The organism is Leclercia adecarboxylata (genome assembly GCF_023639785.1).
GTDB lineage: Bacteria > Pseudomonadota > Gammaproteobacteria > Enterobacterales > Enterobacteriaceae > Enterobacter > Enterobacter adecarboxylatus_D.
The window spans coordinates 3,052,887-3,079,469 of sequence record NZ_CP098325.1 but is presented as its reverse complement, the minus strand read 5'-3'; the positions used below and the strand labels follow the sequence as shown (position 1 = coordinate 3,079,469).

Here is a 26,583-nt window from a genome sequence, read left to right as displayed (position 1 = left end):
CGGGTAATTTTACCTCCTTCATCCGCCGATCCGGCACGCATCCGCTTCCCAGCGATATCCCACTCCATAAACCGCACGAATAAACGACTGATCGGCATCCAGGGCTTCCAGCTTACGGCGCAGATTTTTGATGTGGCTGTCGATAGTGCGATCCGTCACCACCCGGTAATCATCATACAGGTGGTTCAGCAGTTGCTCGCGGGAGAACACTTTTCCCGGCTCGCCAGAGAGGGTTTTCAGCAGGCGGAACTCCGCAGGCGTCAGGTCCAGCAGCTTGCTGCGCCAGCTCGCCTGGAAACGGGCTTCGTCGATAATCAGCGGGCTTTCAGCATCCATCACCTGCAGCTCACGGTGCGGCTTGCAGCGGCGCAGAATGGTTTTCACCCGGGCCACGACTTCGCGTGGGCTGTAGGGTTTGCAGATGTAATCATCGGCACCGATCTCCAGCCCCAGCAGGCGGTCGATCTCTTCGATTTTGGCGGTCACCATAACAATCGGCACTTCAGAGAAGCGGCGGATTTCGCGGCACAGGGTCAGGCCGTCGGTGCCAGGCAGCATCAGGTCGAGCAGGATCAGATCCGGCGGGGTCTGGCGCACGTAAGAGAGCACCCGATCGCCGTGGTTGATAAGCGACGGGGCATAGCTCGCCGCCCGCAGATAGTCGATTAATAACTGCCCAAGCTTAGGCTCGTCCTCCACAATCAGGATGCGGGGTGTATTTTCGTCAATGGGTAACTCAGTCATGCTTCTCTCGATAAATCGCGTTCCAGCGGTAGCTCTACTGTAATGCTAACCCCGCCAAAAGGCGAATGGGCGGCACGAAGGGTGCCGCCGTGGGCTTCAACGATGTTGACGCAGATTGCCAGCCCCAGCCCGGAGCCACCGCTGGCGCGGTTGCGGGAACCTTCGGTGCGGTAAAAACGCTCAAACAGCTTGCTGAGCTGCTCATCAGAGACGCCGGGCGCGGTGTCGGCGAAGGTCAGCGCGAAGCGTTGCGCTTCACATTTGCCGGAGATCCGCAGTGCCCCGCCCGCGTCGGTATAGCGCAGGCTGTTTTCAAGCAGGTTGTTAAACAGCTGCATCAGCCGGTCGCGATCGCCAAACACCACCGCGTTCTCCGGCAGCGACAGCTCGATGCGCAGGTCCCGGCTGGCAAAGCGTTCCCGGAATGCACCGCTGACCACTTCCAGAATATTAATCACATCTACCGGGGCTTTCTGGTAGGCCAGCGCCCCCTCGTCGGACATCGACAGCTGATGCAGATCGTCCACCAGCTTGGTGAGGGTGCCCACCTCCGCCTGCAACGAGGTCACCGATTCCGGGGTGAATTTCCGCACGCCGTCCTGAATGGCCTCCAGTTCGCCGCGCAGCACCGCCAGCGGAGTGCGCAGCTCATGGGAGATATCGGCCATAAAGTCCCGGCGCATCTGCTGGTTTTTCTCCAGGGTGCTGGCGAGCTGGTTAAAGTCCTGCGCCAGCTTGCCCAGTTCGTCCTGGCTGCGGGTATCGACGCGAGTGGAGAAATCTCCGGCCGCCAGCCGGTGGGTGCCGTCCACCAGCCGCTTGACCGGAGCCAGCAGGCCTCGCGCCAGCGGGAAGGTAGCCAGCGCCGCCAGCAGGGTGGAAAGGGCCACAATCAGCCAGCTGGTCTGGCGCTGCTGGCGGTCAAAATTGATGTCGGTATTGCGCGTCAGCCGTTCAACGGGGGAGGCGATCACCCAGCCGACGGCATTGCCATTCACCGTGATGGCCCGCTTCGTGCCGTCCGGCGGCACCGGGGCGCGCGGGCCGACCAGCACCCGCAGATCCTGGTCGATCACCCAGAACTGGGTGCGCCAGCCGTGCGGCGGCATACCGGGGCCGGGGCGATCGTCGTCGGTATCGTGCTCCAGCGAGCGCAGGATCTGAAAGACAAAGCGGTCGTTATTACGTAAAAAGCGCCAGTTGCCGTGCAGGGCGTACTGCTCGGCCAGGGCATCGCTTAAGCCCTGCAGCCGCTGCTCGTTGCCGTGTTTGATGTAGTCGATAAAACCGCGTTCAAAGCTGACCCGCACCGCCCAGTGCATGGTGATCAGCAGGACAATACAGGTGGCGAAAATGGCCAGAAACAGCTTGCCGGTAATGCCCGGTCGCCAGAACTTCATGGTTTACTCCTTTTGCGCCGCCTGATGACGACATTCTTGCTGGTATCATCCGGAACCCGGGCGAAAATAAAGACCGGCAGGGCGATGATCAGTGCCATGCTCAGGTAGGTGTTGAGAAACACCTGATGGACGACGGTGCTGTCGGCGGTGAGCTGGTGCTGCCCGTACATGCCCAGCAGCAGCCCGGCGATGGTCACGCCGACGCTCATCGACAGTTGCATGATCATCGACAGCAGGCTGTTGCCGCTGCTCGCCTGTTCATCGGGGAGATCTTTGAGCGTCAGGGTGTTCATGGAGGAGAAGCGGATGGAGTTGATCATCCCCTGGCAGAACAGCACCAGCGGCAGGACGTAGTACCAGCCCAGCAGCGCGACGCCCATAAACAGCAGACTCACCAGCGCCAGCCCCAGCGTGGCGGCAACCAGCACCCGGCGATAGCCAAAGTGGTTCACCACCTGCACCACAATGCGCTTCATCCCCATGCTGCCGAGCACCATGGGGATCATCATCAGCCCGGCATGGAACGGCGAAAAGCCGAGGCCAATCTGCAAAAAGACCGGGGTCATAAACGGCAGCATGCCGCTGCCGATACGCCCGGCCAGGCTACCGAGCAGCCCCAGGCGATAGGTGGTGTTCTGGAACAGCGTGAGGCTGAACAACGCCCGGTCGTTACCCCTGGCATGCCACAGATACCAGAGAATCGATACCACCCCGATAGCCACCAGTCCGGCCAGCGCCAGCGGAGAGATCCCGAGCCCTTTTTGTCCGTCCAGCGCCAGGGTCAGGGTCGCCATTCCCGCCGCGAGCAGGAAAAAGCCCGCCAGGTCAAAGCGCCGGGTCTGCATTTTGTAGTTCGGCATCAGACACAGGGTGGCGATCGCCCCGATGATGCCCACCGGCAGGTTAATCAGGAAGATCCAGTGCCAGGAGGCGTACTCCACCAGCACGCCACCGAGGGCCGGGCCCAGCAGCGGCCCCACCTGGCCGGGCAGGGTGACGAAGGTCATTGCCGCCATATACTGCTCGCGCGGCACAATCTTCATCACCGTTAACCTGCCCACCGGCACCATCATCGCCCCGCCGACGCCCTGCAGCACCCGGGCCATCACCAGTTCGTTCAGCGTCTCTGCCCGGGCGCAGAACAGGGAGCCAGCGGTAAAGAGCACGATGGCGGTAAAGAAGATATTGCGCACCCCCACTTTGTCCGCCAGCCAGCCGCTGGCGGGCAGCATCACCGCCACCGTCAGCACGTAGGCGACGATCACCATATGCATATGCAGCGGGCTCTCCCCGAGGCTTTTCGCCATTGAGGGGAGGGCGGTATTGACGATGGTCGTATCCAGCGACTGCATGAAGAAGCCGAAGGCGACAATCCACAACTGCCAGCGAACCTGAGTGGGAAGATCGGTCATGGGCCAGGTACCGTCTCGTTGGGTTTACGGGAAAAACGCACCCGCAGGCGATCGAAGAACAGATAGACCACCGGGGTGGTGTACAGCGTCAGCAGCTGGCTCATCACCAGCCCGCCGACAATGGTGATCCCCAGCGGCTGGCGTAACTCTGCTCCATCACCGCTGGAAATCACCAGCGGCAGGGCGCCAAACAGCGCCGCCAGGGTGGTCATCATAATCGGGCGGAAACGCAGCAGGCAGGCCTGGAAGATGGCTTCCTGCGGCGTCATGTTGCCGTTGCGCTGCGCCTCCAGGGCAAAATCGACCATCATGATGGCGTTTTTCTTTACGATGCCGATTAACAGCATAATACCGATCAGCGCGATCAGGCTGAACGGCGCGCCGAACAGCTCCAGCGCCAGCAGCGCGCCCACCCCCGCCGACGGCAACGTGGAGAGAATGGTCAGGGGATGAATATAGCTCTCATACAGCACGCCCAGCACGATATAGACCGTGGCAATAGCCGCCAGAATCAGGATCACCTGCGATTTCATGGTCTCCTGAAACACCTGTGCGGTACCGGCGAAGCTGCCGCGCACCGAGGACGGGACGCCAAGCTGGGTCATGGTGCGGGTGATGGCCTCGCTGGCCTCCGACAGTGACGAGCCGGTTGGCAGGTTGAACGACACGGTGGACGCCGCCGACAGCCCCTGGTGGTTCACCGACAGCGGCGCGTTAGCAGGCTGCCAGTGGGCAAAGTAGGAGAGGGGGATCGCCTTGCCGTCGTTATTAATCACAAACATCTTATCCAGGGCGCTGATATCCTGGGTATAGCGCGGATCGACCTCCATCACCACCTTGTACTGGTTCATTGGCTGATAGATGGTCGAGATCTGCCGCTGGCCGAAGGCGTTATTCAGCAGGCTGTTCGCGGCGCTGACGTCAATGCCCAGCCGCGACATGGTTTCACGATCGTAGGTTAAGGCCATCTCCGCGCCGTTATTCTGGCTGTCGGAGTTCACATCCGCCAGCTGGGGTAGCGCCGCCAGCGCCTTGCGGATCTTCGGTTCCCACTCCCGCAGCGCCGCGAGATCGTCCGACAGCAGGGTGTACTGATAGCTGGCGTTCGACTGACGTCCGCCGACGCGGATATCCTGCACCGCCACCAGGAACATATTCGCTCCCGGCTCTTTCGACAGCGCGACCCTCAGGCGGTCGATCACCTGCTGGGCGGTTTCGTTACGCTCGTCGCGGGGCTTAAGGGTGATAAACATCATTCCGCTGTTGACCCGCGAGCCGCCGGTGAAGCCGGTGACGTTATCCACGGCCTGGTCTTCACGGATGATCTTCATAAAGTCCTGCAGCTTGCCGCGCATCGCCTGAAAGGAGATGCTCTGGTCGGCCTGAATACCGCCCATCAGCACGCCGGTGTCCTGCTCGGGGAAGAAGGTTTTTGGAATGGAGATGTACATCCAGACGTTAAGCGCGATAGTGCCCACCAGCACCAGCCCGACGATCCGGGTGTGGTTCAGGACCCATTTCAGCGATTTGCCGTAGCTCTCCTGCAGGGCTATAAGAAGGCGGCCAAAGCCCCGCTTGCGCGGCTGGGAGTGCGGTGGGCTGCGTTTCAGCATCCAGCCGCACATCATCGGCGTCAGCGTCAGGGACACTAACAGCGAGATGCCAATCGCCACCGACAGCGTCACCGCAAACTCCCGCAGCAGACGCCCCGGCAGGCCGTCCATCAGCAGCAGGGGCAGGAATACCGCCACCAGCGACAGGCTCATGGAGAGCACCGTAAAACCGACCTCCCGTGAGCCCTGCAACGCCGCCTGGAGCGGCTTCATTCCCGCTTCGAGATGGCGGGAGATGTTCTCCAGCACCACGATGGCGTCATCCACCACAAAGCCGGTGGCGATGGTCAGCGCCATCAGCGACAGGTTGTTGAGGCTAAAGCCGCACAGGTACATGGCGGCGAAGGTACCAATCAGCGACACCGGCACGGCGACCGCCGGGATCAGCGTCGCACGTCCGGAGCGCAGGAACAGGAAGACCACGAGGATAACCAACGCCACCGAGATAATCAGCGACTGCTCCACCTCCTCCAGCGAGGCGCGAATGGTGGGGGAGCGATCCTGGGCAATCTGCAGGTCGATGGCTGCCGGAATGGTCTCCTGCAGTTCCGGCAGACGGGCGCGGATGCTGTTCACCGTCTCAATGATGTTGGCTTCCGGCAGCTTGCGGATCATCAGCAAAATGGCTGGCTTAGCGTTGGTCATCCCGGCGTTACGCACGTCCTGCACCGAGTCGGTGACGCTCGCCACGTCGCTCAGGCGCACCGCCGCGCCGTTATTGTAGTGAATGATTAACGGCTGGTACTCCGCCGCCGTTTTCAGCTCGTCGTTGGTCTGGATCTGCCAGCGGCGGCTGCCATCCTCCACCGACCCCTGGGGCCTGCGTACGTTGGCATTGCTGATAGCGCTGCGCACGTCATCCAGCGAGACGCCCTGATTAAACAGCGCCTGCGGATTGAGCCCCACGCGCACGGCGGGCAGGGAGCTGCCGCCAACGTCCACGTCGCCCACGCCGTCGATCTGGGCGATGGTCTGCGCCAGCTGGGTGGAGGCGAAGTCGTACAGCTGCCCCTGAGAGTACGTGTCCGAGGTGAGCGTCAGGATCATGATCGGCGCATCGGACGGGTTGGCTTTACGGTAGGTCGGACGGCTCGGCATGCCGCTCGGCAGCAGGCTCTGCGCGGCGTTGATCGCCGCCTGCACGTCCCGCGCCGCGCCGTTGATATCGCGGTCGAAGTTAAACTCAAGAATGATACGCGTGCTGCCGAGCGAGCTGCTGGAGGTCATCTCGTTGACCCCGGCGATGCGCCCGAGCGAGCGCTCAAGCGGGGTGGCCACCGACGAGGCCATGGTTTCCGGCGACGCGCCCGGCAGGGAGGCGCTGATCATGATTACCGGGAAATCCACCTGCGGGAGCGGGGCCACCGGCAGCAGCCGGAAGCCGAGAACGCCGCACAGGGTAATGGCAAGGGAGATTAAAATCGTCGCCACCGGGCGGTAAATGAAGAGGGCAAAAAACTTCACTTACGCCTCCTCTTCTTCACGTTTCGGGAAGCGGCTTTTGCTCCACAGGGCCAGGCGGTCAAACAGCAGATAGATCACCGGCGTGGTGAACAGGGTTAGCACCTGGCTTACCAGCAGGCCGCCCACCATGCCAATCCCCAGCGGACGGCGCAGTTCGGCGCCGACGCCGGTGCTGAGCATCAGCGGCAGGGCGCCGAGCAGCGCAGCCAGCGTGGTCATCAGGATCGGGCGGAAACGCAGCAGACAGGCCTGGAAAATGGCGTCACGCGGCGACATCCCCTGCTCGCGCTCGGCGGCGAGGGCAAAGTCGATCATCATGATGGCGTTTTTCTTGACGATGCCGATCAGCAGGATGATGCCGATGATGGCAATGACGTCCAGCTCGCTGCCCGCCAGCATCAGCGCCAGCAGCGCCCCTACGCCTGCGGTAGGCAGAGTTGAGAGGATGGTGATCGGATGAATAAAGCTCTCATACAGCACCCCCAGCACGATGTACATCGCCACTACCGCGGCCACGATCAGCCAGATGGTGCTTCCGAGCGCGGCCTGGAAGGCCAGGGTGCTGCCCTGGAATTTGGTCTGGATATCGGTCGGGAAGCTGAGGTTTTTCTCCGCATCGGTGATCGCCTGGACCGCCTCGCCCAGGGAGTAGTCGTCCGGGACGTTAAACGAAATGGTGGTGGACGGGAACTGATCCAGATGGTTCACCGCCAGCGGCGTATAGCGCTCCTCTACTTTGGCTATGGCGCTCAGGGGCACAATTCCGCCGCTGCTGCTGGTCAGGCGAACGGTGTCCAGCCCGGCCAGCCCCGGCGTCTGCCGGGTGTCGTGCTCCAGCACCACCCGGTACTGGTTGGCCTGGGTATAAATGGTGGAGATCAGACGCTGGCCGAAGGCGTTGTAAAGCGCGTTATCGACATCCGCCATGGTAATACCCAGACGGCTGGCGCTGTCGCGATCGACGTTGATGTACGCCGCCAGGCCTTTGTCCTGCCAGTCGCTGCTGACGTCGGAGAGCTGCGGCAGCTGCCGGAGTTCGTCAATCAACTGCGGCACCCAGGTGCTGAGGGCGTCGAGGCTGGTGGCCTGCAGGGTAAACTGATACTGGGTGCGGCTGACGGTGGTATCGATGGTCAGATCCTGGGTGGGCTGCAGGTAGAGCTCCACGCCAGGCACTTTCGCCACCGCGCGCTGCAGTCGCTCTATTACCGTGTTAACCCGGTCGTCACGATCGTCCAGCGGTTTGAGGTTGATCTGCAGGCGGGCGCTGTTCAGGGACGGGTTGGTGCCATCCACGCCGACAAACGCGGTCAGGCTCTCGACTGCCGGATCTTTCATGATCACATCGGAAACCGCCTGCTGGCGCTGGGCCATGCTGGCGAAGGAGACCGACTGCGGGGCCTGCAAGGTGCCCTGGATAATGCCGTTATCCTGAATCGGGAAGAAGCCTTTCGGGATCATCACCCACAGCAGCACGCTCAGGGCAAGGGTACCCAGCGCCACGCCGAGGGTTGCCCACGGGTGGTTCAGCACTTTTGCGAGCATGCGGCCATAGGCGGCGATGATCCGCTCGAACATCCGCTCCGAGGCGCGGGAGAAACGGTTCTGCTTGCGCAGGGATTCATGGCTCAGCATGCGGGCGCACATCATCGGCGTCAGGGTCAGGGAAACCAACGCCGAGATTAAAATCGCCACCGCCAGGGTCACGGCAAACTCGCGGAACAGGCGCCCGACGATATCGCCCATAAACAGCAGCGGGATCAGCACCGCAATCAGCGAGAAGGTCAGGGAGATGATGGTAAAGCCGATCTCACCGGCCCCTTTCAGTGCCGCCGCCAGCGGCTTTTCGCCTTTTTCGATATAGCGGGAGATGTTCTCGATGACCACGATAGCATCATCCACCACGAAGCCGGTGGCGATGGTGAGGGCCATCAGCGTCAGGTTGTTGATCGAGAAGTCGAGGAACACCATCACGGCAAAGGTACCGACCAGCGACAAGGGCACCGCCACCGCCGGGATAATGGTCGCCGGGACGTTACGCAGGAACAGGTAGATGATCATCACCACCAGCGCAATCGCCAGCATCAGTTCAAACTGGGTGTCGCTCACCGAGGCGCGAATATTGGTGGTGCGATCCGACAGCACCTTGACGCTGACCGATTTCGGCAGGCTGTCGATGAGCGTGGGCAGCATGGCGCGGATGCTGTCGGCGGTGTCGATGATGTTCGCCCCCGGCTGGCGCTGGACGTTCATCACGATGGCCTGCTGCTTGTTGGCCCATGCCCCCAGCCAGCTGTTTTCCGCCCCTTGTTCGACGGTGGCGACGTCCCCCAGGCGGATCGCCGCCCCGTTCTGATACGCAACAATCAGCTGGCGATACTCATCCGCAGACTGCATCTGGTCGTTGGCGGAGAGCGTCACCGCCCGGGTCGGGCCATCGAGGGAGCCTTTGGCCGAGTTAACGTTGGCATTGCTGATGGCGGTGCGGATGGTTTCGCTGGTCAGCCCCAGAGAGGCAATGGCCTGGGCGTTGAGCTTCACGCGCACTGCCGGGCGCTGGCCGCCGGAGAGGGTCACCAGCCCGACGCCGGAAACCTGGGATATTTTTTGCGCCACGCGGGTTTCTACCATGTCTTCGACCTGGGTCATCGGCATGGCGGAGGAGGTGACGGCGAGGGTCATGATCGGCGGATCCGCCGGGTTGACCTTGCTGTAAACCGGCGGGTTAGGCAGGTCAGAGGGCAGCAGGTTGGTGGCCGCGTTGATCGCGGCCTGCACCTCCTGCTCGGCAACGTCCAGTGAGAGGCTAAGCTGGAACTGGAGTGTTACCACCGACGCGCCGCCGGAGCTCTGGGAGGACATCTGCTTCAGGCCCGACATCTGCCCGAACTGGCGCTCAAGCGGGGCGGTAATGGCCGAGGTGACCACGTCCGGGCTGGCGCCAGGGTAGAGCGTCACCACCTGAATGGTAGGATAATCCACTTCCGGCAGGGCAGAGACCGGGAGGAAGCGGTAGCCGATGATCCCCGCCAGCAGGATCGCCACCATCAGAAGCGTGGTGGCGACAGGGCGCAGAATGAACAGGCGCGACGGGCCGCCAGTGGCGCTCGGAGGCATGACCTGCATCAGGCGTTCGCTCCCTGTTTTTTATGTTCGCGTTTCGCAGGCTCTGCCGGGGTGTCGGTATGGGCTTCCACCACTTCCACTTTTGCCCCTTCGGTAAGACGGTCGATCCCGTCGGTCACCACGCGGTCGCCTGCCGACAGGCCGGCGGTAATCACCACATTCTGGCTGTCCTGAATACCCGGTTTCACCAGATGTTTGCTGACCTTGTTGTCGCTGTTCAGCACCCAGACGAAGTTGCCTTCGTTACCCATCTGCAGCGCTGCGGTAGGGATCACCACCGCATTCTCTTCGGTCGCCACCAGCATGCGGGCATTAACAAACTGGTTCGGGAACAGGGCGTCATCCTGATTGCTGAAACGCGCTTTCAGCTTGATGGTGCCGGTCGTGGTGTCGATCTGGTTATCAAGGCTCAGCAGGGTGCCGTCGCTCAGTTTCTGCTTGTTGGCGCGATCCCAGGCTTCGACGGTTAACGTCTGGCCCGCTTTCTGTGCCTGGACAACGGTAGCGATATCGCTTTCCGGCAGGGTGAAGACCAGGTCGATAGGGTGGGTCTGGGTCAGCACCACGATCCCGGTGGTATCCCCGCTGGAGATCTGGTTGCCGATGTCCACCTGTTTTAACCCGACACGCCCGTCGATGGGGGCGGTGATGCGGCTCCAGTCGAGCTGCAGCTGCGCGCTGGCGACGGCGGCCTGATCGGCTTTGAGGGTTCCCTGGCTTTCGCTGACCAGCGCCTGCTGGGCGTCGAGCTCCTGGCGGGAGACAAGGTTGGTTTTCACCAGTTGCTGATAACGGGCCAGATCCCGGCGGGCGTTAGCGAGGGTGGCCTGATCTTTCGCCAGCTGTCCCTGGGCCTGCGCCAGCGCAACCTTAAACTGGCTGGGATCGACTTCGGCCAGCAGATCGCCGGCTTTCACCTGTTGCCCTTCCTGGAAGTGCAGGGCGATCAGCTGCCCGTCGACGCGGCTGCGCACGGTAACGGTATTGGCGGCGGTGATAGTGCCGAGGCCCGAAAGATAGCGCGGAACGGATTTACTGACGGCGGTCGCCGCCTGAACCGGCGCCAGCGGGCCGCCGCGCATCCCGTGGCGTCCACCCCCTGCCGGGCGCTGCGTCTGGCTCGACGCCCCGGCGGGGGCCGAAGCCTGTTGATGCCAGTACCACGCGGCGGCAAGGGCCACCACAATGATGCCAGCGGCGATTACCCAGCGGGATTTATTGCGGCCTTTCATCGTTATATGTTCTCGTCCTGAAACAGTGCGGAAAATAATACTAGTTTAGTGAGGCAATTGAGCGGAAAAATGGAGGAAATATGAAAGACTGTCTGGATTTGTCTGAATGGAGGTAAAAGCAAAACGGCAACGCCAGTTGTCGTTTTTAGTGTTTTTTCCCTCTCCCTGTGGGAGAGGGTGGGGTGAGGGCAACAGGCCGCACCAGAGTAGGCCGGGCAAGCGAAGCGCCCCCGGCAATGCCACCTTAGCTGAACACCACCTGCGCCCAACGGGCCAGCCCGGCGGTGACGGAGCCAAAATCATCCCCCCCGGCAATCGGGATACCCGGCAGCTGCTGCGCCAGCGCTTTTTTAATCAGCGGTGAACGGGCGCTACCGCCGGTCAGGTAGATGACGTCCGGCTTCTCGTTGCCGTTATCCAGCGCCAGTTGCACCTGCTCGAGGATGCGCTGTAACGGTTGCGCCAGGGCCGCTTCCAGCCCCTGCTGGCTGATGGCCGTCGCCAGCGCATCGCTGATGAAGGGCAGCGTCACGGCGTGTTCTGGTGCGTCTGAAAGCGCAATTTTGCTCTCTTCCGCGCTGCGTACCACCCGGTAGCTCAGACGTTGACGCCACACTTTATGCAGCAGCGCCACCTTGTCGCCGTCCTGGGCGTCGCGCACCAGATCGTTAAGGAAACGGCCGTTGGCGACGCTGTAGAAATCACTTTGCGCCGGCACGTCGTTGATCGCCACGGCGTTCCACCACGGCAGAATCGGCAGCGCGGTGCCTTTTTCGGTCTGCCCGCCCATGCCGAGCAGCGGCATCAGGCTCTTAAAGGCCAGGGCGATGTCCAGATCGTTACCGCCGATACGACAGCCGCTGTGGCCCAGCAGGCTGCTCTCGCGATCCCGGCGCTGGTGCCATTGCGGCCCCATCAGCAGCAGCGAACAGTCGGTGGTCCCGCCGCCGATATCCACCACCAGCACCCGTTTTTCGCGATCCAGCGTCGCCTCAAAATCCAGACCGGCGGCAACCGGCTCATACTGGAACACCACATCGCGGAAACCGGCACGCTGCGCCGCGCGCGCCAGAATGCCCTGCGCCTGCTGGTTAGCCTCGTCGCCGCCAAGCCCCTGGAAGTTGATCGGGCGACCAATCACGGCCTGGGTGATCTCATCCGTCAGCTGCGTCTGGGCCTGCTGGCGAATGTGCAGCATCATGGCGCAGACCAGATCTTCAAACAGCGCCACCTGCTGTGGCTTCAGGCCGCTGGCCCCGAGGAAGGATTTCGGCGACTTAACGAAGTACACCTCCTCCGGATCCTCAATGTAATTACCCAGCGACGACAGACCAAACTGCACGCTGGCCGGCGTCACATCGATGTCTTCCTCGCGGTTAAAGCTGACCGCCCGGCGCAGCAACGCCTGGGTTTCCGCCCCGGTGGCCGGAACCTGATGATGGCGGTACAGCCACTCGCTCACCGCCTCGCGGGTCGGCGCGCAGAGCATCGACGGTAACAGCGTGCTGTTGTTTTCCATTTTCAGCAGCTGCGGCTGCCCGTTCTGCATCACCGCTACTGAACAGTTGGCGGTGCCATAGTCAAATCCGATAAACACGTCAGCGTCCCCATGCCATTGAGAAGGGGCGAGACTTTAGCGAAATGTCCGGCTGGCGACAACAGGAATATGAAAGCAAGGCGTAAGGCGCCATCACCGTTTATGCTGTGACTGGACAAAATAAGGAGCGACGATGTTTACCCTGACCTGGCAGCCGCCCTACGACTGGCAATGGATGTTGAAATTTCTTGGCGATCGCGCGGTCGCCGGGATTGAAACCGTGACCCCCACCGACTACACCCGCAGTTTCGCCCGGGAGGAACATCGGGGGCTGATCCACGTGACGCCGCAGCCCAATGGCACGCTGGAGGTGGCGCTCAGCGACGGGCTGCTGCCCATCGCCGATCTCTGCCTGGCGCGCGTCACCCGCCTGTTCGATCTGCACTGCGATCCGCGGCAGATTGCCCATGTGTTGGGTTCTCTGGGTGCCGCGCGTCCCGGCCTGCGCCTGCCGGGATCGATGGACACCTGGGAGCAGGGCGTGCGCGCCATCCTTGGACAGCTGGTGAGCGTGGCGATGGCCGCGAAGCTGACCGCGAAGCTGGTGGCGCTGTGCGGCGAGCCCCTGCCGGAAGCCGCGGGCTACCGCTGTTTTCCCACGCCTGCCGCGGTGGCGGAGATCGATCCGCTGGCGCTGAAAGCGCTGGGCATGCCGTTAAAACGCGCGGAATCGCTGATCCATCTGGCGCAGTCGGTGGTGGCGGGGGATTTCCCGACCGAGGCCCCGGATGATATTGAGGGCGCGATCAAAGCGCTGCAGACCCGGCCCGGGATTGGCCGCTGGACGGCGAACTACTTCGCCCTGCGCGGCTGGCAGGCAAAAGATGTGTTTTTAGCGGATGACTATCTGATCAAGCAGCGCTTTGCCGGTATGACCCCGGCACAGATACGCCGCTATGCGGAACGCTGGCAGCCCTGGCGTTCGTACGCTCTGCTGCACATCTGGTATACCGACGGCTGGACGCCGTCAGTTGATGGCGAAATAGCTGGTATTGAGTAGCAGCTCCAGCGGCTGCGGCTCGCCGATGGTGTTGCCGTAGATATAGTCGATGCCAATGCCCGAGAGCGTATCCATCATAATCGGCTGATTGCTCGGCCCGGCGATAGTCTTGATCCCCAGACGCTGGGCGTGGCCCTGAATAATGGTGATCAGCATCTCATCCATCAGATTACCGTGGACGTTAGCCACCAGTTCAGGATCGAGAAGCAGGTAGTCGGCCATCTGCGCGCTCAGGTGGTTGAATATCTCCATATCGCGACCCACATGGCTCAGGATAATAGGGCAACCGGCCTCACGCAGCTTCTGCAGGTTGGCGTGGGTCTGGCCATCAGCAAGCGTCAGGACGCTGACGTTGACGATCAGATGCAGCAGGCGCGGCTGCAGCGGAGAGGCGCTCAGCATCTCCAGCAGTTCATCCACCAGCGTGGCGCTGGCCAGACCCGCCGTGGAGAGCGGCAGGGCGACCCCGGTGCCTTTGTTGGTCAGCGGTGTGGCAAAGTTGCGGAAAAACTCCTGCAAAATACGTCTGTCGAGGGCGTGAATTAGCTCCGGCTCCGCCAGTCCTGCCCGGAAGGTGTGCTCTTCCAGCATTTCACCGTCGTTGGTCCACAGGCGAAGGGCGAGCATCCAGAAGGTGCTGCTTTCCGGTATCCGCGGCGAGGCGACGCTGCGGGCGATCATCAGCAGATGATTGTCTTTAATCATGTGCCACTGTTCGTCCAGTGAGATGGTGCCCGGCACGTTGAGGATCCGCTCCTGCTGGGGTTCATACACCGTTACCACGCCGCGGCCGTTGTTCTTCGAGGAGTAACAGGCGATATCGGCCTGCGACATCACCTCGGAGGCCTGGTTATTGCGCTCGTCAATCTGCGTGATCCCGGCGCTGGCCCCGATGCGGTGCAGGCGGCCCTCCCACATAAAGTGATAGTCGTTGATGGCGTCGATGATGCGACCGGCAATGTAGCGCGCGCTTTCGGTGTTGCAGTCCGGCAGCAGCAGGCCAAACTCATCCCCGCCCAGACGGGCCAGCATATCGGTGGAGCGCAGCATGCTCAGCATCAAAGATGACAGCTCCCGCAGCAGCGCATCCCCCGCCGCGTGGCCTGCGGTGTCGTTCACCGCCTTAAAGCGGTCCAGATCGATAAACACCAGCGCATGACGCTGACGCGTCTCCTGCACGGTATGCAGCATCCGCTTGAGGCAGGCCTCAAAGCTGACGCGGTTCGCCAGGTGGGTGAGGGCGTCGTGTGAGGCGTTATAGCTCAATTCGCGCAGCATTTTGCGCGATTCGGTGACGTCCTGGATCACCAGCACCGAGCCGATGTTCTGCCCGTCGAGGGTGCTCAGCGGGGTGATGCTGTAGTGAATATCGTAGCTGCCGCCGCTGCGGCTGTGCAGTACCACGTCCTGTTCGATATCGCTGCGGGACATGTCCCCGCTGTGGATGTTCTCCATCAGCGGGCCGTTATCGCCGAAGGTAATGTGCAGCACCGAAAGGATCGGTTGCCCCAGTGCATCCTGCTGCAGCCAGCCGCTCATCTTCTCCGCCACCGGGTTCATAAAGGTGACGTTCATGTTGATATCGGTACACAGCACCGCTTCGCCGATGGAGTCGAGGGTAATGTGCAGACGCTCTTTTTCCTGGAACAGCGCCTCGTTCAGCTCTTTCACCTCGGTCATGTCCATGTTGATGCCGAGCAGGCGCTCCACTTCGCCCTGTTTGTTCAGCACCCGGTTTGCCAGAGCGCGAATGTGGCGAATGCCGTCTTTCACCCGGATGCGGAACTCCAGCTTGAAGGGCACGCGGGCCGCGAGGGAATCACGCACCACCTGTTCCGCCATGGCGCGATCTTCCGGCAGCATGCACTCATGCCAGAGCTGCCAGGTGGGTTTGACGTGGGCAGGCACTTCATACATTTCGAACATGCGCTTGTCCCAGCTGATCACGTTGGGCTTAACGTCCCACTCCCAGATGCCGATGCCTCCCGCTTCGTTTGCCAGGGTAATGCGCTCCATCAGGCGCTTGTTCACCCATTCGGTATGCTTGAGATCGTTAATGTCCTCGACCTGGGCGATAAAGTAGAGCGGCGTGCCGTCGGCGTGACGCACCAGCGACACCGCCAGCAGCGCCCAGACCACCTCGCCGCTGCGGGTGTAATAGCGCTTCTCCAGCGAGTAGCTGTTGATTTTGCCCTGCAACAGCTGATCCAGTTGCTCCAGATCGTTCTCTAAATCTTCCGGCCAGGTGAGCTGCTGGAAGCTAAGGGAGCGCAGCTCGGACTGGGAGTAGCCGAGGAACTGGCACAGGGCCTTGTTCGCCTGTAGCCACTGGCCGTCGGTGCTGACCAGCGCCATACCGATGACGGAATACTCCATCGCATTGCGAAAGCGTTCTTCGCTTTCGGTGATGTGCTTACGCTCGGCGCGAAACGCGTACATCACCATGGTCATTACGTTGGCGGGCAGAAGCATCATCAGGAACGGCAGCCAGGGGGCGTTGACCATCGCGTAGGCATTTTGCGTCGCCAGCGGGGCAGGATTTTTGGCGATCATTAACGACACCATCATCACCGTGACGAGGAAGACCAGGAAAGCTTCCAGACGCGGCAGCCGCACGGCGCTCCACATCAGTAAGACAATGATTGCCGTAAACGGCCAGGGCAAATATTGCAGGGAGATCCAGCTGAGAACCAGCGTTACCGCCATGGTGACAAGGGTTTCGAACAGCAGGCGTGGGTTGCGGTGGCGCAGCAGATAGTGCGGCTTAAACAGCAGGCCTAACGGCACCAGCGCTAGCGAGCCGATGGACTCCGACAGTACCCAGACCAGAAAACTGCGCAGCGGCTCGTCGCTCGGCACCAGCAGCCAGACCAGCACCCCGCCCAGCAGGGGAGGGATCAGGGCGCTGCCAATCGCCAGACGGATCCAGTCCCCGAGATTTTGCAGGGGATTGTAGCCGGGAAGCAGCTTGCGCAGCAGCAGCGCGCCGACAAACGCCTCCACGACGTTGATAACCGCGTACCAGAGATTGATGGAATCCCAGGAGTAGATAAGCCATGAAGCAAAAATGTTACCTAAGGTGCAGGCGAGGGCGATGCCAGGCCACATCTTGCCGGCGTGACGGTAGAACGCCACCATCATGATGGAGGTCGGGAACCATAAAGGTGCCAAAAAAGTGCCGAAACGCGTTAATTCGAGCGAAAAAAGAGTGAATATGAAGGTAACCAGTCCAAGACTGACAAGCCGTAGTAAAGGATGTGGCGTAGTTACCAAAACGCGCTGGTATTTTTTATTCATTACCGCTTTATCCGAAGACGCCATGCCGCCAGGAGTCATCTCCGGACGAGTTCATTTTTTAATTTGGTTCATGCTAGTACAAACAATTTACAATTTATATGGTATGCGCTCATAAATTGACATCACAGAGTTATTAAACAGTTATCCTGTAAAAAATTTATCTCAGGTGCTGGAAAAGTAACCGAATAATAGTGTGCGCGGATTAATCTGCACGGACTTTGAACGCGTCTCGCATAACATTTCTATTCGGCTGGTATCAGAACGATGAAATCCCTATAATTGCCGCGTTTGACGCTCAGGCGTCGTCCTTCCTTACATCCAGGTTACTCAGGTCGCAAAATTTATGACTGATAAGTCTCATCAGTGCGTCATTATAGGCATCGCCGGCGCATCGGCTTCAGGTAAAAGTCTCATTGCCAGTACGCTTTACCGTGAATTACGTGAACAGGTCGGTGATGAGCACATCGGCGTTATTCCAGAAGACAGCTATTACAAAGATCAAAGCCATCTGTCGATGGAAGAGCGTGTTAAGACCAACTATGACCATCCCAGCGCGATGGATCACAGCCTGTTATTCCAGCATCTCCAGGCTCTGAAAAACGGCACCGCCATTGAGCTGCCTGTTTATAGCTATGTTGAACATACCCGCCTGCAGGAAACCGTTCGCATTGCGCCGAAAAAGGTCATTATCCTCGAAGGGATCCTGTTGCTTACCGACGCACGCCTGCGCGAATCGATGAACTTTTCCATTTTCGTCGATACCCCGCTGGATATTTGTCTGATGCGCCGCATCAAACGCGACGTCAACGAACGCGGCCGCTCCATGGACTCCGTGATGGCGCAGTACCAGAAAACGGTACGCCCAATGTTCCTGCAGTTCATTGAACCCTCCAAACAGTACGCCGATATTATCGTGCCGCGCGGGGGTAAAAACCGCATTGCCATTGATATTCTGAAAGCGAAAATCAGCCAGTTTTTTGAATAACACGCGCGAATTGTGTACCGTTCAAAGATAACCGGGTTCGCCCTCCGGCTCTCAATGCCGGAAGGCGTGCTGCACGAAAGGAGAAAGTGATGCGTCTTTGTGACCGTGATATTGAAGCCTGGCTGGACGAAGGCCGTCTGAGCATCACCCCGCGCCCGCCTGTCGAGCGCATTAACGGCGTGACTGTCGATGTCCGTCTGGGAAATAAGTTTCGCACCTTTAGCGGCCATACCGCGCCATTTATCGACCTGAGCGGGCCGAAAGATGAAGTCAGCGCCGCGCTCGACCGGGTGATGAGCGACGAAATCGTGCTGGAAGACGGGGAAGCCTTCTATCTGCATCCGGGTGAACTGGCGCTGGCCGTCACCTTTGAATCCATCACCCTGCCGGCGGATCTGGTCGGCTGGCTCGACGGGCGTTCGTCTCTGGCGCGTCTGGGGCTGATGGTACACGTGACCGCTCACCGTATCGATCCAGGCTGGTCAGGCCGTATTGTGCTGGAATTTTTCAACGCGGGTAAACTGCCGCTGGCGCTGCGCCCGGGCATGATGATTGGCGCGTTGAGCTTTGAGCCGTTAACCGGTCCTGCGGCACGTCCTTACAACGCCCGCCAGGATGCCAAGTATCGCGACCAGCAGGGTGCTGTCGCCAGTCGTATTGATAAAGACTGAGTCCGAACCGAGCCATTGAGGAAGCCATGAGAAGAGTTCTGACAACGCTGATGATTTTGCTGGTGGTGCTGGTTGCTGGCCTGTCGGCGTTGGTTCTGTTGGTCAATCCTAATGACTTTCGTGCCTACATGGTGCGTCAGGTTGAGGCTCGCAGTGGTTATGCGCTGAAGCTGGATGGCCCGCTGCGCTGGCACGTCTGGCCGCAGCTCAGCATCCTCTCCGGGCGCATGTCGCTCACCGCACCGGGAGCTTCCGCGCCGCTGGTGTCTGCCGACAATATGCGTCTCGACGTGGCGTTGATGCCGCTGCTTTCGCATCAGCTTCAGGTCAATCAGGTGATGCTCAAAGGGGCGGTGATCCAGCTCACCCCGCAAACCGAAGCGGTGCGTAACGCCGAAGCGCCCGTGGCGCCCCGGGAAAATACCCTGCCTGATAAAGCGGAGGACGCCGGCTGGTCATTTGATATTGGCCGCCTGAAGGTGGCCGACAGCGTGCTGGTGTTCCAGCACGAAGGTGATGAGCAGGTCACGGTGCGCAATCTGAACCTGCAGATGGATCAGGACGAGCATCATAAAGGCAAGGTCGACTTTAGCGCCCGGGTGAACCGCAACCAGCGCGATCTCACTCTGGCCTTTTCCGCCAACGTCAACGCCTCTGACTATCCGCATCTGTTGAGCGCCGACATCCAGCAGCTTAGCTGGCAGCTGACCGGTGTCGATCTGCCGACGCAGGGTATTAGCGGCCAGGGCTCGCTGCAGGCCCTGTGGCGTGAAGAGAAGAAACAGCTCGAACTCAATCAGCTTAATTTGCAGGCCAATGACAGCGCCCTGACCGGCCAGGCCAGCGTGCTGCTGGGCACCGACCCGCAGTGGAACATCAACCTGCAATTTGACAAGCTTAATCTGGAAAATCTGCTCCCGGCGCAGGCCGCCGCGGCGGCAAACAGTGATGCGGTACAGCAGGGGCAAACCCAGGCCAGGTCACAGCGTCCGGTCATCGCCTCCAGTGTGGACGATCCTGATTACAACGGCCTGCGCGGCTTCAGCGCCGATGTTCAGTTGAAAGCGAACAGCGTACGCTGGCGCGGAATGGACTTTACCCAGGTCAGCAGCCAGTTGAGCAATAAAAACGGCCTTCTGACCATAGCAGAGCTGAGCGGTAAACTGGGGGAGGGGCATCTCTCCTTACCCGGCACGCTCGATGTGCGAAAAGCCGCTGCCCAGACCGCCTTCCAGCCGCGTCTTGATAATATTGAGATCGGCACCATCCTGAAGGCGTTCAACTATCCGATTTCGCTCACCGGCAGCCTGACCATGGCCGGCGACTTCTCCGGCAGCAAAATTGACGCCGAAGCCTTCCGCCACAACTGGCAGGGCGAGGCGCATCTGGAAATGCACAATGCCCGCATGGAAGGGCTTAACTTCCAGCAACTGGTGCAGCAGGCGGTGGAGCGCAGCAGTAACGTCAAGGTTAAAGAGAATTTTGATAATGCCACCCGTCTGGACAGCTTCGTTACTGACCTGACTCTCGACAGAGGACAGGTCACCCTGGAAGATATGCAGGGCGAGTCGCCGATGCTGACCCTTGAAGGAAACGGCACCCTGGATCTGGTTAAGGAAACCGCGGATACCCGCTTTAAAATCCGCGTGCTGGAAGGATGGCTTGGCGAAGGCAAGCTGATCGATTTCCTGAAAACCACGCCGATCCCGCTGAACGTCTATGGCAACTGGCAGGCGCTGAACTACAGCCTGCAGGTGGACCAGCTGCTACGTAAGCATCTGCAGGATGAGGCGAAACGCCGGTTAAATGACTGGGCGGAAAAGAACAAAGAGTCGAAGAACGGTAAAGATGTGAAGAAGCTGCTGGAGAAGATTCAGTAGCGTTTTCACTGACCTTTCACCCCTCACCTTAACCCTCTCCCCACAGGGGAGAGGGAACAGTCAGGTGCGGTCTTAAAGCCTGAGCGCGATCGGGTTTTCCCCCTTCTTATTGCCACATCACAGCTCGTAATCCATCTCATCCTGCGTAACCAGCGGGATCAGCTGCACCTTCTGCACCCGGTGGTTCTCCACCTCCAGCGTTTTCAGCGCGTAATCTCCCACCTGCACCTCTTCACCCGGCTGCGGTATCCGCTGCAGGTTCTCCATCAGCAGGCCTGCAATGGTGTGATATTCCCGCTTGTCGTCCAGCGGCAGGGGCACATACTGCACCAGATCCTCCAGCGGCATATGGCCGTTGGCGGTCCAGCTGCCGTCGGCATTCTTCTGGATATCATGCCGGGCGTCGATCTCTTCCACTTCGTTCGGCAGGTTGCCCGCAATGGTCTCCATCACGTCGCTGAGCGTGACTAACCCCTCCACGGAACCAAACTCATCCACCACAAAAGCAAAATGGGTGCGCGCGTTGCGGAACTGCTCCAGAGCCTGCAGCAGCGGCAGCACCTCCGGGAACACCAGCGGCTGGCGGATCAGCACGCGTAGATTGAGCGGCTCGCCGCGCAGCTGCTGATTAAGCAGATCGATTACATGAACCACACCCAGCAGCTCCTCTTCCCGATCGCTGCCGGTGACCACGATGCGGGTGTGCTGGTTTTTATCCAGCAGGGCACGGATCTGCTCTTCCGGCGCGTTGAGGTCGATATGCTCGATATCGTGACGGGAGGTCATAATGCTGCTGACGGAGCGCTGGTTAAGGTGCAGCACCCGCTCAATCATTCGCCGCTCCTGTGGGGCAAAGATCGGGCTGTCATCATGGTCGGCCAGCAGAGAGGCGGACTGCGCGTCCAGTTCGGCATCCTCTTTTTTACCGCTCAACAGACGAATCACCGTGTCAGCGGTGCGCTGGCGCAGGGTCTGATTGGCGGAGAGAAAACGGCGGCGGTTGAAGATCGCCAGCTGGTTCAGCGCCTCGATAATCACCGAGAAGCCAATGGCGGCGTAGAGGTACCCTTTCGGAATGTGGAAGCCAAAACCGTCTGCCACCAGGCTAAAGCCAATCATTAGCAGGAAGCTCAGGCACAGAATGACAATCGTCGGGTGGTCATTGACGAAGCGCGTCAGCGCCTTGCTGGCCATTACCATCAGCGCAATGGCGATAATCACGGCAGCCATCATAACGGGCAGATGATCGACCATGCCCACCGCGGTGATCACCGAATCCAGCGAGAAGACGGCGTCCAGCACCACGATTTGCGCCACTACCGCCCAGAACTTCGCCCCGCGACGTTGGGTGGGGTTCTCGCTGTCCTTGCCCTCCAGCCTTTCGTTGAGTTCGACGGTGGCTTTGAAGATCAGGAAAAAACCACCAAACAGCATGATCAGATCGCGTGCACTGAAGCCAAAGCCGTGGACGGTAAACAGCGGGCGGGTGAGGGTCACCAGCCAGGAGATAGAGGCCAGCAGCAGCAGGCGCATAATCATCGCCATTAACAGACCGGTAATGCGGGCGCGGTCGCGCTGAGCAGGGGGCAGCTTTTCGGCGAGAATAGCGATAAAGACCAGGTTATCGATACCGAGCACAAGCTCCAGCACCACCAGGGTGACCAGGCCAGCCCATATTGATGGATCTGCTATCCATTCCATAGTGAGAGTAATACCTTTGGTTATATGACAATTGTCACATTTCGATCATGGATACTGCGCCAGAAAAATGCAATGCCAGCCGGGCATTTATCTGCACAGATTTTCCTTAATGGTCAGGAAATAAACCCTTCGCTCTGTGGGTTAAAATTGGAATAACTCCGAATAAAGTAAAATAAGAAATATCGCAGGTTGCCAGGCATAATTTAATATTGTCAATATCAAGCTATTCCTAAAAGCAAAGAAATGCGACCGTTAATATTAATCTTAAAAGCCACGCCTTTGATGATGTTTCCTTGCCTGCATTTCGGATAGCTGCAACAATTCTTTCAGCATCAAATAGCGGTCATTTTTGATGCTATTTCTGTAACGGTTTAATGGCGTTTAAATCTATATCGGGTTCGGAATTATCCTGTCCTTTATATTTTTACATTAAACCCTGTCAAAGAGGGTTTTTATCCCTAACTTACTGTTTAAGCAGTGAATTGGTAACTGAAAGCCAAGGGCGGTAGCGTGCCTGAAAGCGTGTTGATCAGCCTCGATTATTCTGTCAATAGCCTGAGAGCGAATAAGCTTCTTTTAGGACTGATGCCAGTTATATTTCTCTTTTATTGACTGCATGCTAAAAGTAATACGCCTTCGCACTTATTTAAATGCACAGGATAATTACTCTGCCATAGTGATAAATAATCAATGATGAAATCCAAAATGAAATTGATGCCATTATTGGTGTCTGTGACCTTGATGAGTGGTTGTACGATCTTTCCCGGCAGCAATATCTCAACCTCGACCTCGGGCAAGGATGTGATTAAACAGCAGGATGCTGACTTTGATATTAACCGCATGGTGAATGTTTATCCCATGACCCCGCAGCTGGTTGAACAATTACGCCCCCGTCCGGTCGTGGCGCGGCCTAACGACAGCCTCGACCAGGAGATCGCCAACTACCAGTACCGCGTCGGGCCGGGGGATGTCATTAACGTCACCGTCTGGGATCACCCGGAGCTGACCACCCCGGCCGGCCAGTATCGTAGCTCCAGCGATACCGGCAACTGGGTTCAGGCGGACGGCACCATGTTCTATCCCTATGTCGGCAAACTTCGCGTGGCGGGCAAAACGCTCGCGCAGATCCGCAGTGATATTACCGGCCGTTTAGCGCAGTACATCGCTGACCCGCAGGTGGACGTTAATATCGCCGCATTCCGTTCGCAGAAAGTCTATGTCTCCGGCCAGGTGAACAAATCCGGCCAGCAGCCAATCACCAACGTGCCGTTGACGGTGCTTGATGCCATCAACGCCGCGGGCGGGCTCACCGACGGCGCCGACTGGAGCAATGCGGTGCTGACCCATAAAGGTAAAGAGGAGCGTATCTCCCTGCAGGCGCTGATGCAGAACGGCGATCTGAGCCAGAACCGTCTGCTCTATCCGAGCGACATTCTGTTCGTGCCGCGCAATGACGACCTCAAAGTATTCGTGATGGGTGAAGTGAAAAAACAGAGCACCCTCAAGATGGACTTCAGCGGTATGACCCTGACCGAAGCGCTGGGCAACGCGGAAGGGCTGGATATGAGCACCTCCGACGCCAGCGGTATCTTCGTGATCCGTCCGATTACGGGCAACGGTGGGAAGGGCAAGATTGCCAACGTCTACCAGCTGGATATGTCTGATGCCACCTCGCTGGTGATGGCGACCGGCTTCCGCCTCCAGCCGTATGACGTGGTCTACGTCACTACCGCGCCGATAACGCGCTGGAACCGTGTGATGAACCAGCTGATGCCGACCATCAACAATATCCATACCATGTCCGACACGGTACATCAGTACCACAACTGGTGATAACGATGTTTAACAAAATTCTGGTGGTTTGTGTGGGGAACATCTGCCGTTCCCCTACCGCTGAACGGCTTTTGAAACAGTACCAACCGCAGCTCACCGTGGCGTCGGCCGGGCTCGGCGCGCTGGTGGGCAAAGGGGCCGACGAGCGCGCGCGTCAGGTTGCCGCAGAGCATCAGCTTTCACTCGACGGGCACAGTGCCCGTCAGGTGACGGCCAGCCTGTGCCGCGACTATGACCTGATCCTCGCGATGGAAAAACGCCACATCCATGCCCTGTGCGATATCGCACCGGAGATGCGCGGCAAGGTGATGCTGTTTGGTCACTGGGATAACGAACGTGAGATCCCCGACCCGTATCGCAAAAGCCATGAAGCGTTTGAGGCGGTTTACACCTTACTCGACCAGTCTGCCCGCCAGTGGGCACAGGCACTGAACGTTCAGCAGGGATAATAATGACAGCAAACGTAAAACCTTCTTCCACCCCGAGCGCGGGCGGTGATGAAATTGATATTGGTCGCCTGATCGGGACCGTGGTCGAGGCGCGCTGGTGGGTGATTGGCATCACCGCCGTGTTCGCCGTCGCGGCGGTGATCTATACCCTCTTCGCCACGCCGATCTACAGCGCCGACGCGCTGGTGCAAATTGAGCAGAACAGCGGCAGTTCCCTGGTGCAGGACATCGGTTCAGCGCTGGCGAACAAGCCGCCCGCCTCACAGGCGGAAATTGAACTGATCCAGTCCCGCCTGGTGCTGGGCAAAACCGTAGACGATCTGGATCTCGATATCGGCGTGAGCAAAAACACCTTCCCGGTGTTTGGCGCGGGCTGGGATCGGTTGATGGGCCGACAGAACGACACTGTCAAAGTGACCACGTTTACGCTTCCTGCCGGAGGCGCCAGCCAGATCTTTACCCTCGAAGTGCTGGGTAAAGATCGCTACCAGCTCACCAGCGACGCCGGGTTTAGCGCCCAGGGCAAGGTGGGGGAGATGCTGACGAAAGACGGCGTGAGCATGATGGTCAGCGCCATTCATGCCGGGAGCGGCAGCGAGTTTACCGTCAGCAAATTCTCGATGCTGGGCATGATCAATAACCTGCAGGGCAACCTGACGGTCACCGAAACCGGTAAGGACACAGGGGTACTGCGACTGAGCTTTACCGGGGAAGACAAGGACAAGATCCGCGACATTCTCAACAGCATTACCCGCAACTACCAGGCGCAGAACGTGAAGCGCAAGTCGGAAGAGGCGTCGAAAAGCCTCGACTTCCTTGCCAAACAGCTTCCGGAGGTGCGCGGTCATCTGGATCAGGCCGAGAACAAGCTCAACGCTTTCCGTCAGGATAAAGATTCCGTCGATCTGCCGCTGGAAGCGAAGTCGGTGCTGGATTCAATGGTCAACATCGACGCCCAGCTGAACGAGCTGACCTTCAAAGAGGCGGAAATATCCAAGCTCTACACCAAACGTCATCCGGCCTACCGCACGCTGCTGGAAAAACGCCAGACCCTGGAAGAGGAGAAAGCGAAGCTCAATAATCGCGTCACCGCGATGCCAAAAACCCAGCAGGAGATCCTGCGTCTGACCCGCGACGTGGAGTCCGGCCAGCAGGTCTATATGCAGCTGCTGAATAAACAGCAGGAGCTGAAGATCACCGAGGCGAGCACCGTGGGCGACGTGCGCATTGTCGACCCGGCCATCACCCAGCCTGGCGTGCTGAAGCCGAAGAAAGCGCTGATTATTCTCGGCAGCATTATTCTCGGCCTGATGCTCTCCATCGTTGGCGTGCTGCTGCGCTCCCTGTTTAACCGTGGGATTGAAAGCCCGCAGGTGCTGGAGGAGAACGGCATCAACGTCTACGCCAGCATCCCGCTGTCCGAGTGGCAGAAGTCCCGCGACAGCGTTAAAACCACCAACGGCGTTAAGCGCTACAAACAGAGCCAGCTGCTTGCGGTAGGTAACCCGACGGATCTGGCCATCGAAGCCATCCGTAGCCTGCGCACCAGTCTGCACTTCGCCATGATGCAGGCCAGCAACAACGTGCTGATGCTGACCGGGGTCAGCCCGTCCATCGGGAAAACCTTTGTCTGCGCCAACCTGGCGGCGGTGGTCAGCCAGACCAACAAGCGCGTGCTGCTGATCGACTGCGATATGCGTAAGGGCTACACCCACGAGCTGTTCGGCACCAACAACGTTAACGGTCTGTCGGACATTCTGCTGGGCAAGGGCGATATCAGCCAGTGCGCGAAGCCGACCTCGATCCCTGGCGTTGACCTGGTCACGCGTGGACAGGTGCCGCCGAACCCGTCGGAGCTGCTGATGAGCGAGCGCTTTACCCAGCTGGTGAAGTGGGCGAGCGAAAACTATGACCTGGTGCTGATCGACACCCCGCCAATCCTCGCGGTAACGGATGCAGCGGTGGTCGGCCGCCATGCGGGCACCACCCTGATGGTGGCGCGCTATGCGGTGAACACCCTGAAAGAGGTGGAAACCAGTCTCAGCCGCTTCGAGCAGAACGGCATTGCGGTGAAAGGGGTGATCCTCAACTCTATCTTCCGCCGCGCCAGCGGGTATCAGGATTACGGGTATTACGAGTACGAATATAAATCGGACAGCAAGTAATGAGCCATTCGGGG

Annotated in this window: 16 protein-coding genes; 7 read left to right on the top strand and 9 right to left on the bottom strand. The window is 59.5% G+C overall.

Translation table 11 applies throughout. The features are described 5' to 3' along the window. Positions 1–18: 18 nt before the first annotated feature. The 7 genes from baeR to yegD all read right to left on the bottom strand — a co-directional run bounded on the left by baeR (position 19) and on the right by yegD (position 12,588). Complete coding sequence (gene baeR / locus NB069_RS14680) at positions 19–744, bottom strand: two-component system response regulator BaeR (protein WP_250584683.1); 726 nt, start codon at positions 742–744, stop codon at positions 19–21. Continuing rightward, positions 741–2,144, bottom strand: coding sequence for a two-component system sensor histidine kinase BaeS (gene baeS, locus NB069_RS14675; RefSeq protein ID WP_250584681.1), 1,404 nt, complete (start codon positions 2,142–2,144; stop codon positions 741–743). Before baeS ends, baeR begins: the two co-directional genes overlap by 4 nt. After that, positions 2,141–3,556: an MFS transporter gene (locus NB069_RS14670; protein WP_250584679.1), complete on the bottom strand. Its 1,416-nt coding sequence runs from the start codon at positions 3,554–3,556 to the stop codon at positions 2,141–2,143. The genes baeS and NB069_RS14670 overlap by 4 nt, the downstream gene beginning before the upstream one ends. Further along, positions 3,553–6,633 (bottom strand): multidrug efflux RND transporter permease subunit MdtC, encoded by a 3,081-nt coding sequence (gene mdtC, locus NB069_RS14665; RefSeq protein WP_250584678.1) that lies wholly within the window; start codon positions 6,631–6,633, stop codon positions 3,553–3,555. Before mdtC ends, NB069_RS14670 begins: the two co-directional genes overlap by 4 nt. Next, positions 6,634–9,759, bottom strand: coding sequence for an MdtB/MuxB family multidrug efflux RND transporter permease subunit (locus tag NB069_RS14660; RefSeq protein ID WP_250584677.1), 3,126 nt, complete (start codon positions 9,757–9,759; stop codon positions 6,634–6,636). Further along, a complete protein-coding gene (locus NB069_RS14655) occupies positions 9,759–10,991 on the bottom strand; it encodes an MdtA/MuxA family multidrug efflux RND transporter periplasmic adaptor subunit (protein ID WP_250584676.1) in 1,233 nt (410 codons plus the stop codon). Before NB069_RS14655 ends, NB069_RS14660 begins: the two co-directional genes overlap by 1 nt. A gap of 244 nt (positions 10,992–11,235) precedes the next feature. After that, a complete protein-coding gene (gene yegD, locus NB069_RS14650; RefSeq protein ID WP_250584675.1) occupies positions 11,236–12,588 on the bottom strand; it encodes a molecular chaperone in 1,353 nt (450 codons plus the stop codon). Positions 12,589–12,721: 133 nt separating this feature from the next. On the opposite strand from yegD, the gene alkA reads away from it, so the two are divergent. Next, the gene (gene alkA / locus NB069_RS14645) at positions 12,722–13,588 is read left to right on the top strand and encodes a DNA-3-methyladenine glycosylase 2 (RefSeq protein ID WP_250584674.1); all 867 of its coding nucleotides are present in this window, start codon (positions 12,722–12,724) and stop codon (positions 13,586–13,588) included. Here the strand turns inward: alkA and NB069_RS14640 are convergent. Continuing rightward, positions 13,556–16,885 carry a diguanylate cyclase gene (locus NB069_RS14640; RefSeq protein ID WP_250589523.1) on the bottom strand — a complete coding sequence of 1,110 codons (3,330 nt, stop codon included), beginning with the start codon at positions 16,883–16,885 and terminating at the stop codon, positions 13,556–13,558. The genes alkA and NB069_RS14640 overlap by 33 nt on opposite strands. Positions 16,886–17,228: 343 nt before the next feature. Here NB069_RS14640 and udk point away from each other — a divergent pair, with 343 nt between their 5' ends. The 3 genes from udk to asmA all read left to right on the top strand — a co-directional run bounded on the left by udk (position 17,229) and on the right by asmA (position 20,421). Continuing rightward, positions 17,229–17,870 carry a uridine kinase gene (udk, locus tag NB069_RS14635; RefSeq protein WP_032612454.1) on the top strand — a complete coding sequence of 214 codons (642 nt, stop codon included), beginning with the start codon at positions 17,229–17,231 and terminating at the stop codon, positions 17,868–17,870. A gap of 89 nt (positions 17,871–17,959) precedes the next feature. Continuing rightward, positions 17,960–18,541, top strand: a complete 582-nt coding sequence (gene dcd, locus NB069_RS14630) for a dCTP deaminase (RefSeq protein ID WP_138369953.1) — start codon at positions 17,960–17,962, stop codon at positions 18,539–18,541. Between the two features lie 26 nt (positions 18,542–18,567). Then, positions 18,568–20,421: an outer membrane assembly protein AsmA gene (gene asmA / locus NB069_RS14625; protein WP_250584673.1), complete on the top strand. Its 1,854-nt coding sequence runs from the start codon at positions 18,568–18,570 to the stop codon at positions 20,419–20,421. 117 nt (positions 20,422–20,538) lie between these two features. Here the strand turns inward: asmA and NB069_RS14620 are convergent, their stop codons facing one another. Next, positions 20,539–22,122 (bottom strand): TerC family protein, encoded by a 1,584-nt coding sequence (locus NB069_RS14620; RefSeq protein WP_250584672.1) that lies wholly within the window; start codon positions 22,120–22,122, stop codon positions 20,539–20,541. Positions 22,123–22,812: 690 nt separating this feature from the next. On the opposite strand from NB069_RS14620, the gene NB069_RS14615 reads away from it, so the two are divergent. From NB069_RS14615 to wzc, 3 genes are read left to right on the top strand one after another with little or no spacing between them, the layout of a single operon-like run. After that, on the top strand, positions 22,813–23,955 hold the full coding sequence (locus NB069_RS14615; RefSeq protein ID WP_250584671.1) for a polysaccharide export protein: 1,143 nt from the start codon (positions 22,813–22,815) through the stop codon (positions 23,953–23,955). A 5-nt stretch (positions 23,956–23,960) separates the two neighbouring features. Continuing rightward, entirely contained in the window at positions 23,961–24,404 is a 444-nt protein-coding gene (gene wzb / locus NB069_RS14610) for a low molecular weight protein-tyrosine-phosphatase Wzb (RefSeq protein ID WP_250584669.1), read from the top strand. Positions 24,405–24,406: 2 nt separating this feature from the next. Continuing rightward, positions 24,407–26,569, top strand: coding sequence for a tyrosine-protein kinase Wzc (gene wzc, locus NB069_RS14605; RefSeq protein ID WP_250584667.1), 2,163 nt, complete (start codon positions 24,407–24,409; stop codon positions 26,567–26,569). Positions 26,570–26,583: the final 14 nt, after the last annotated feature.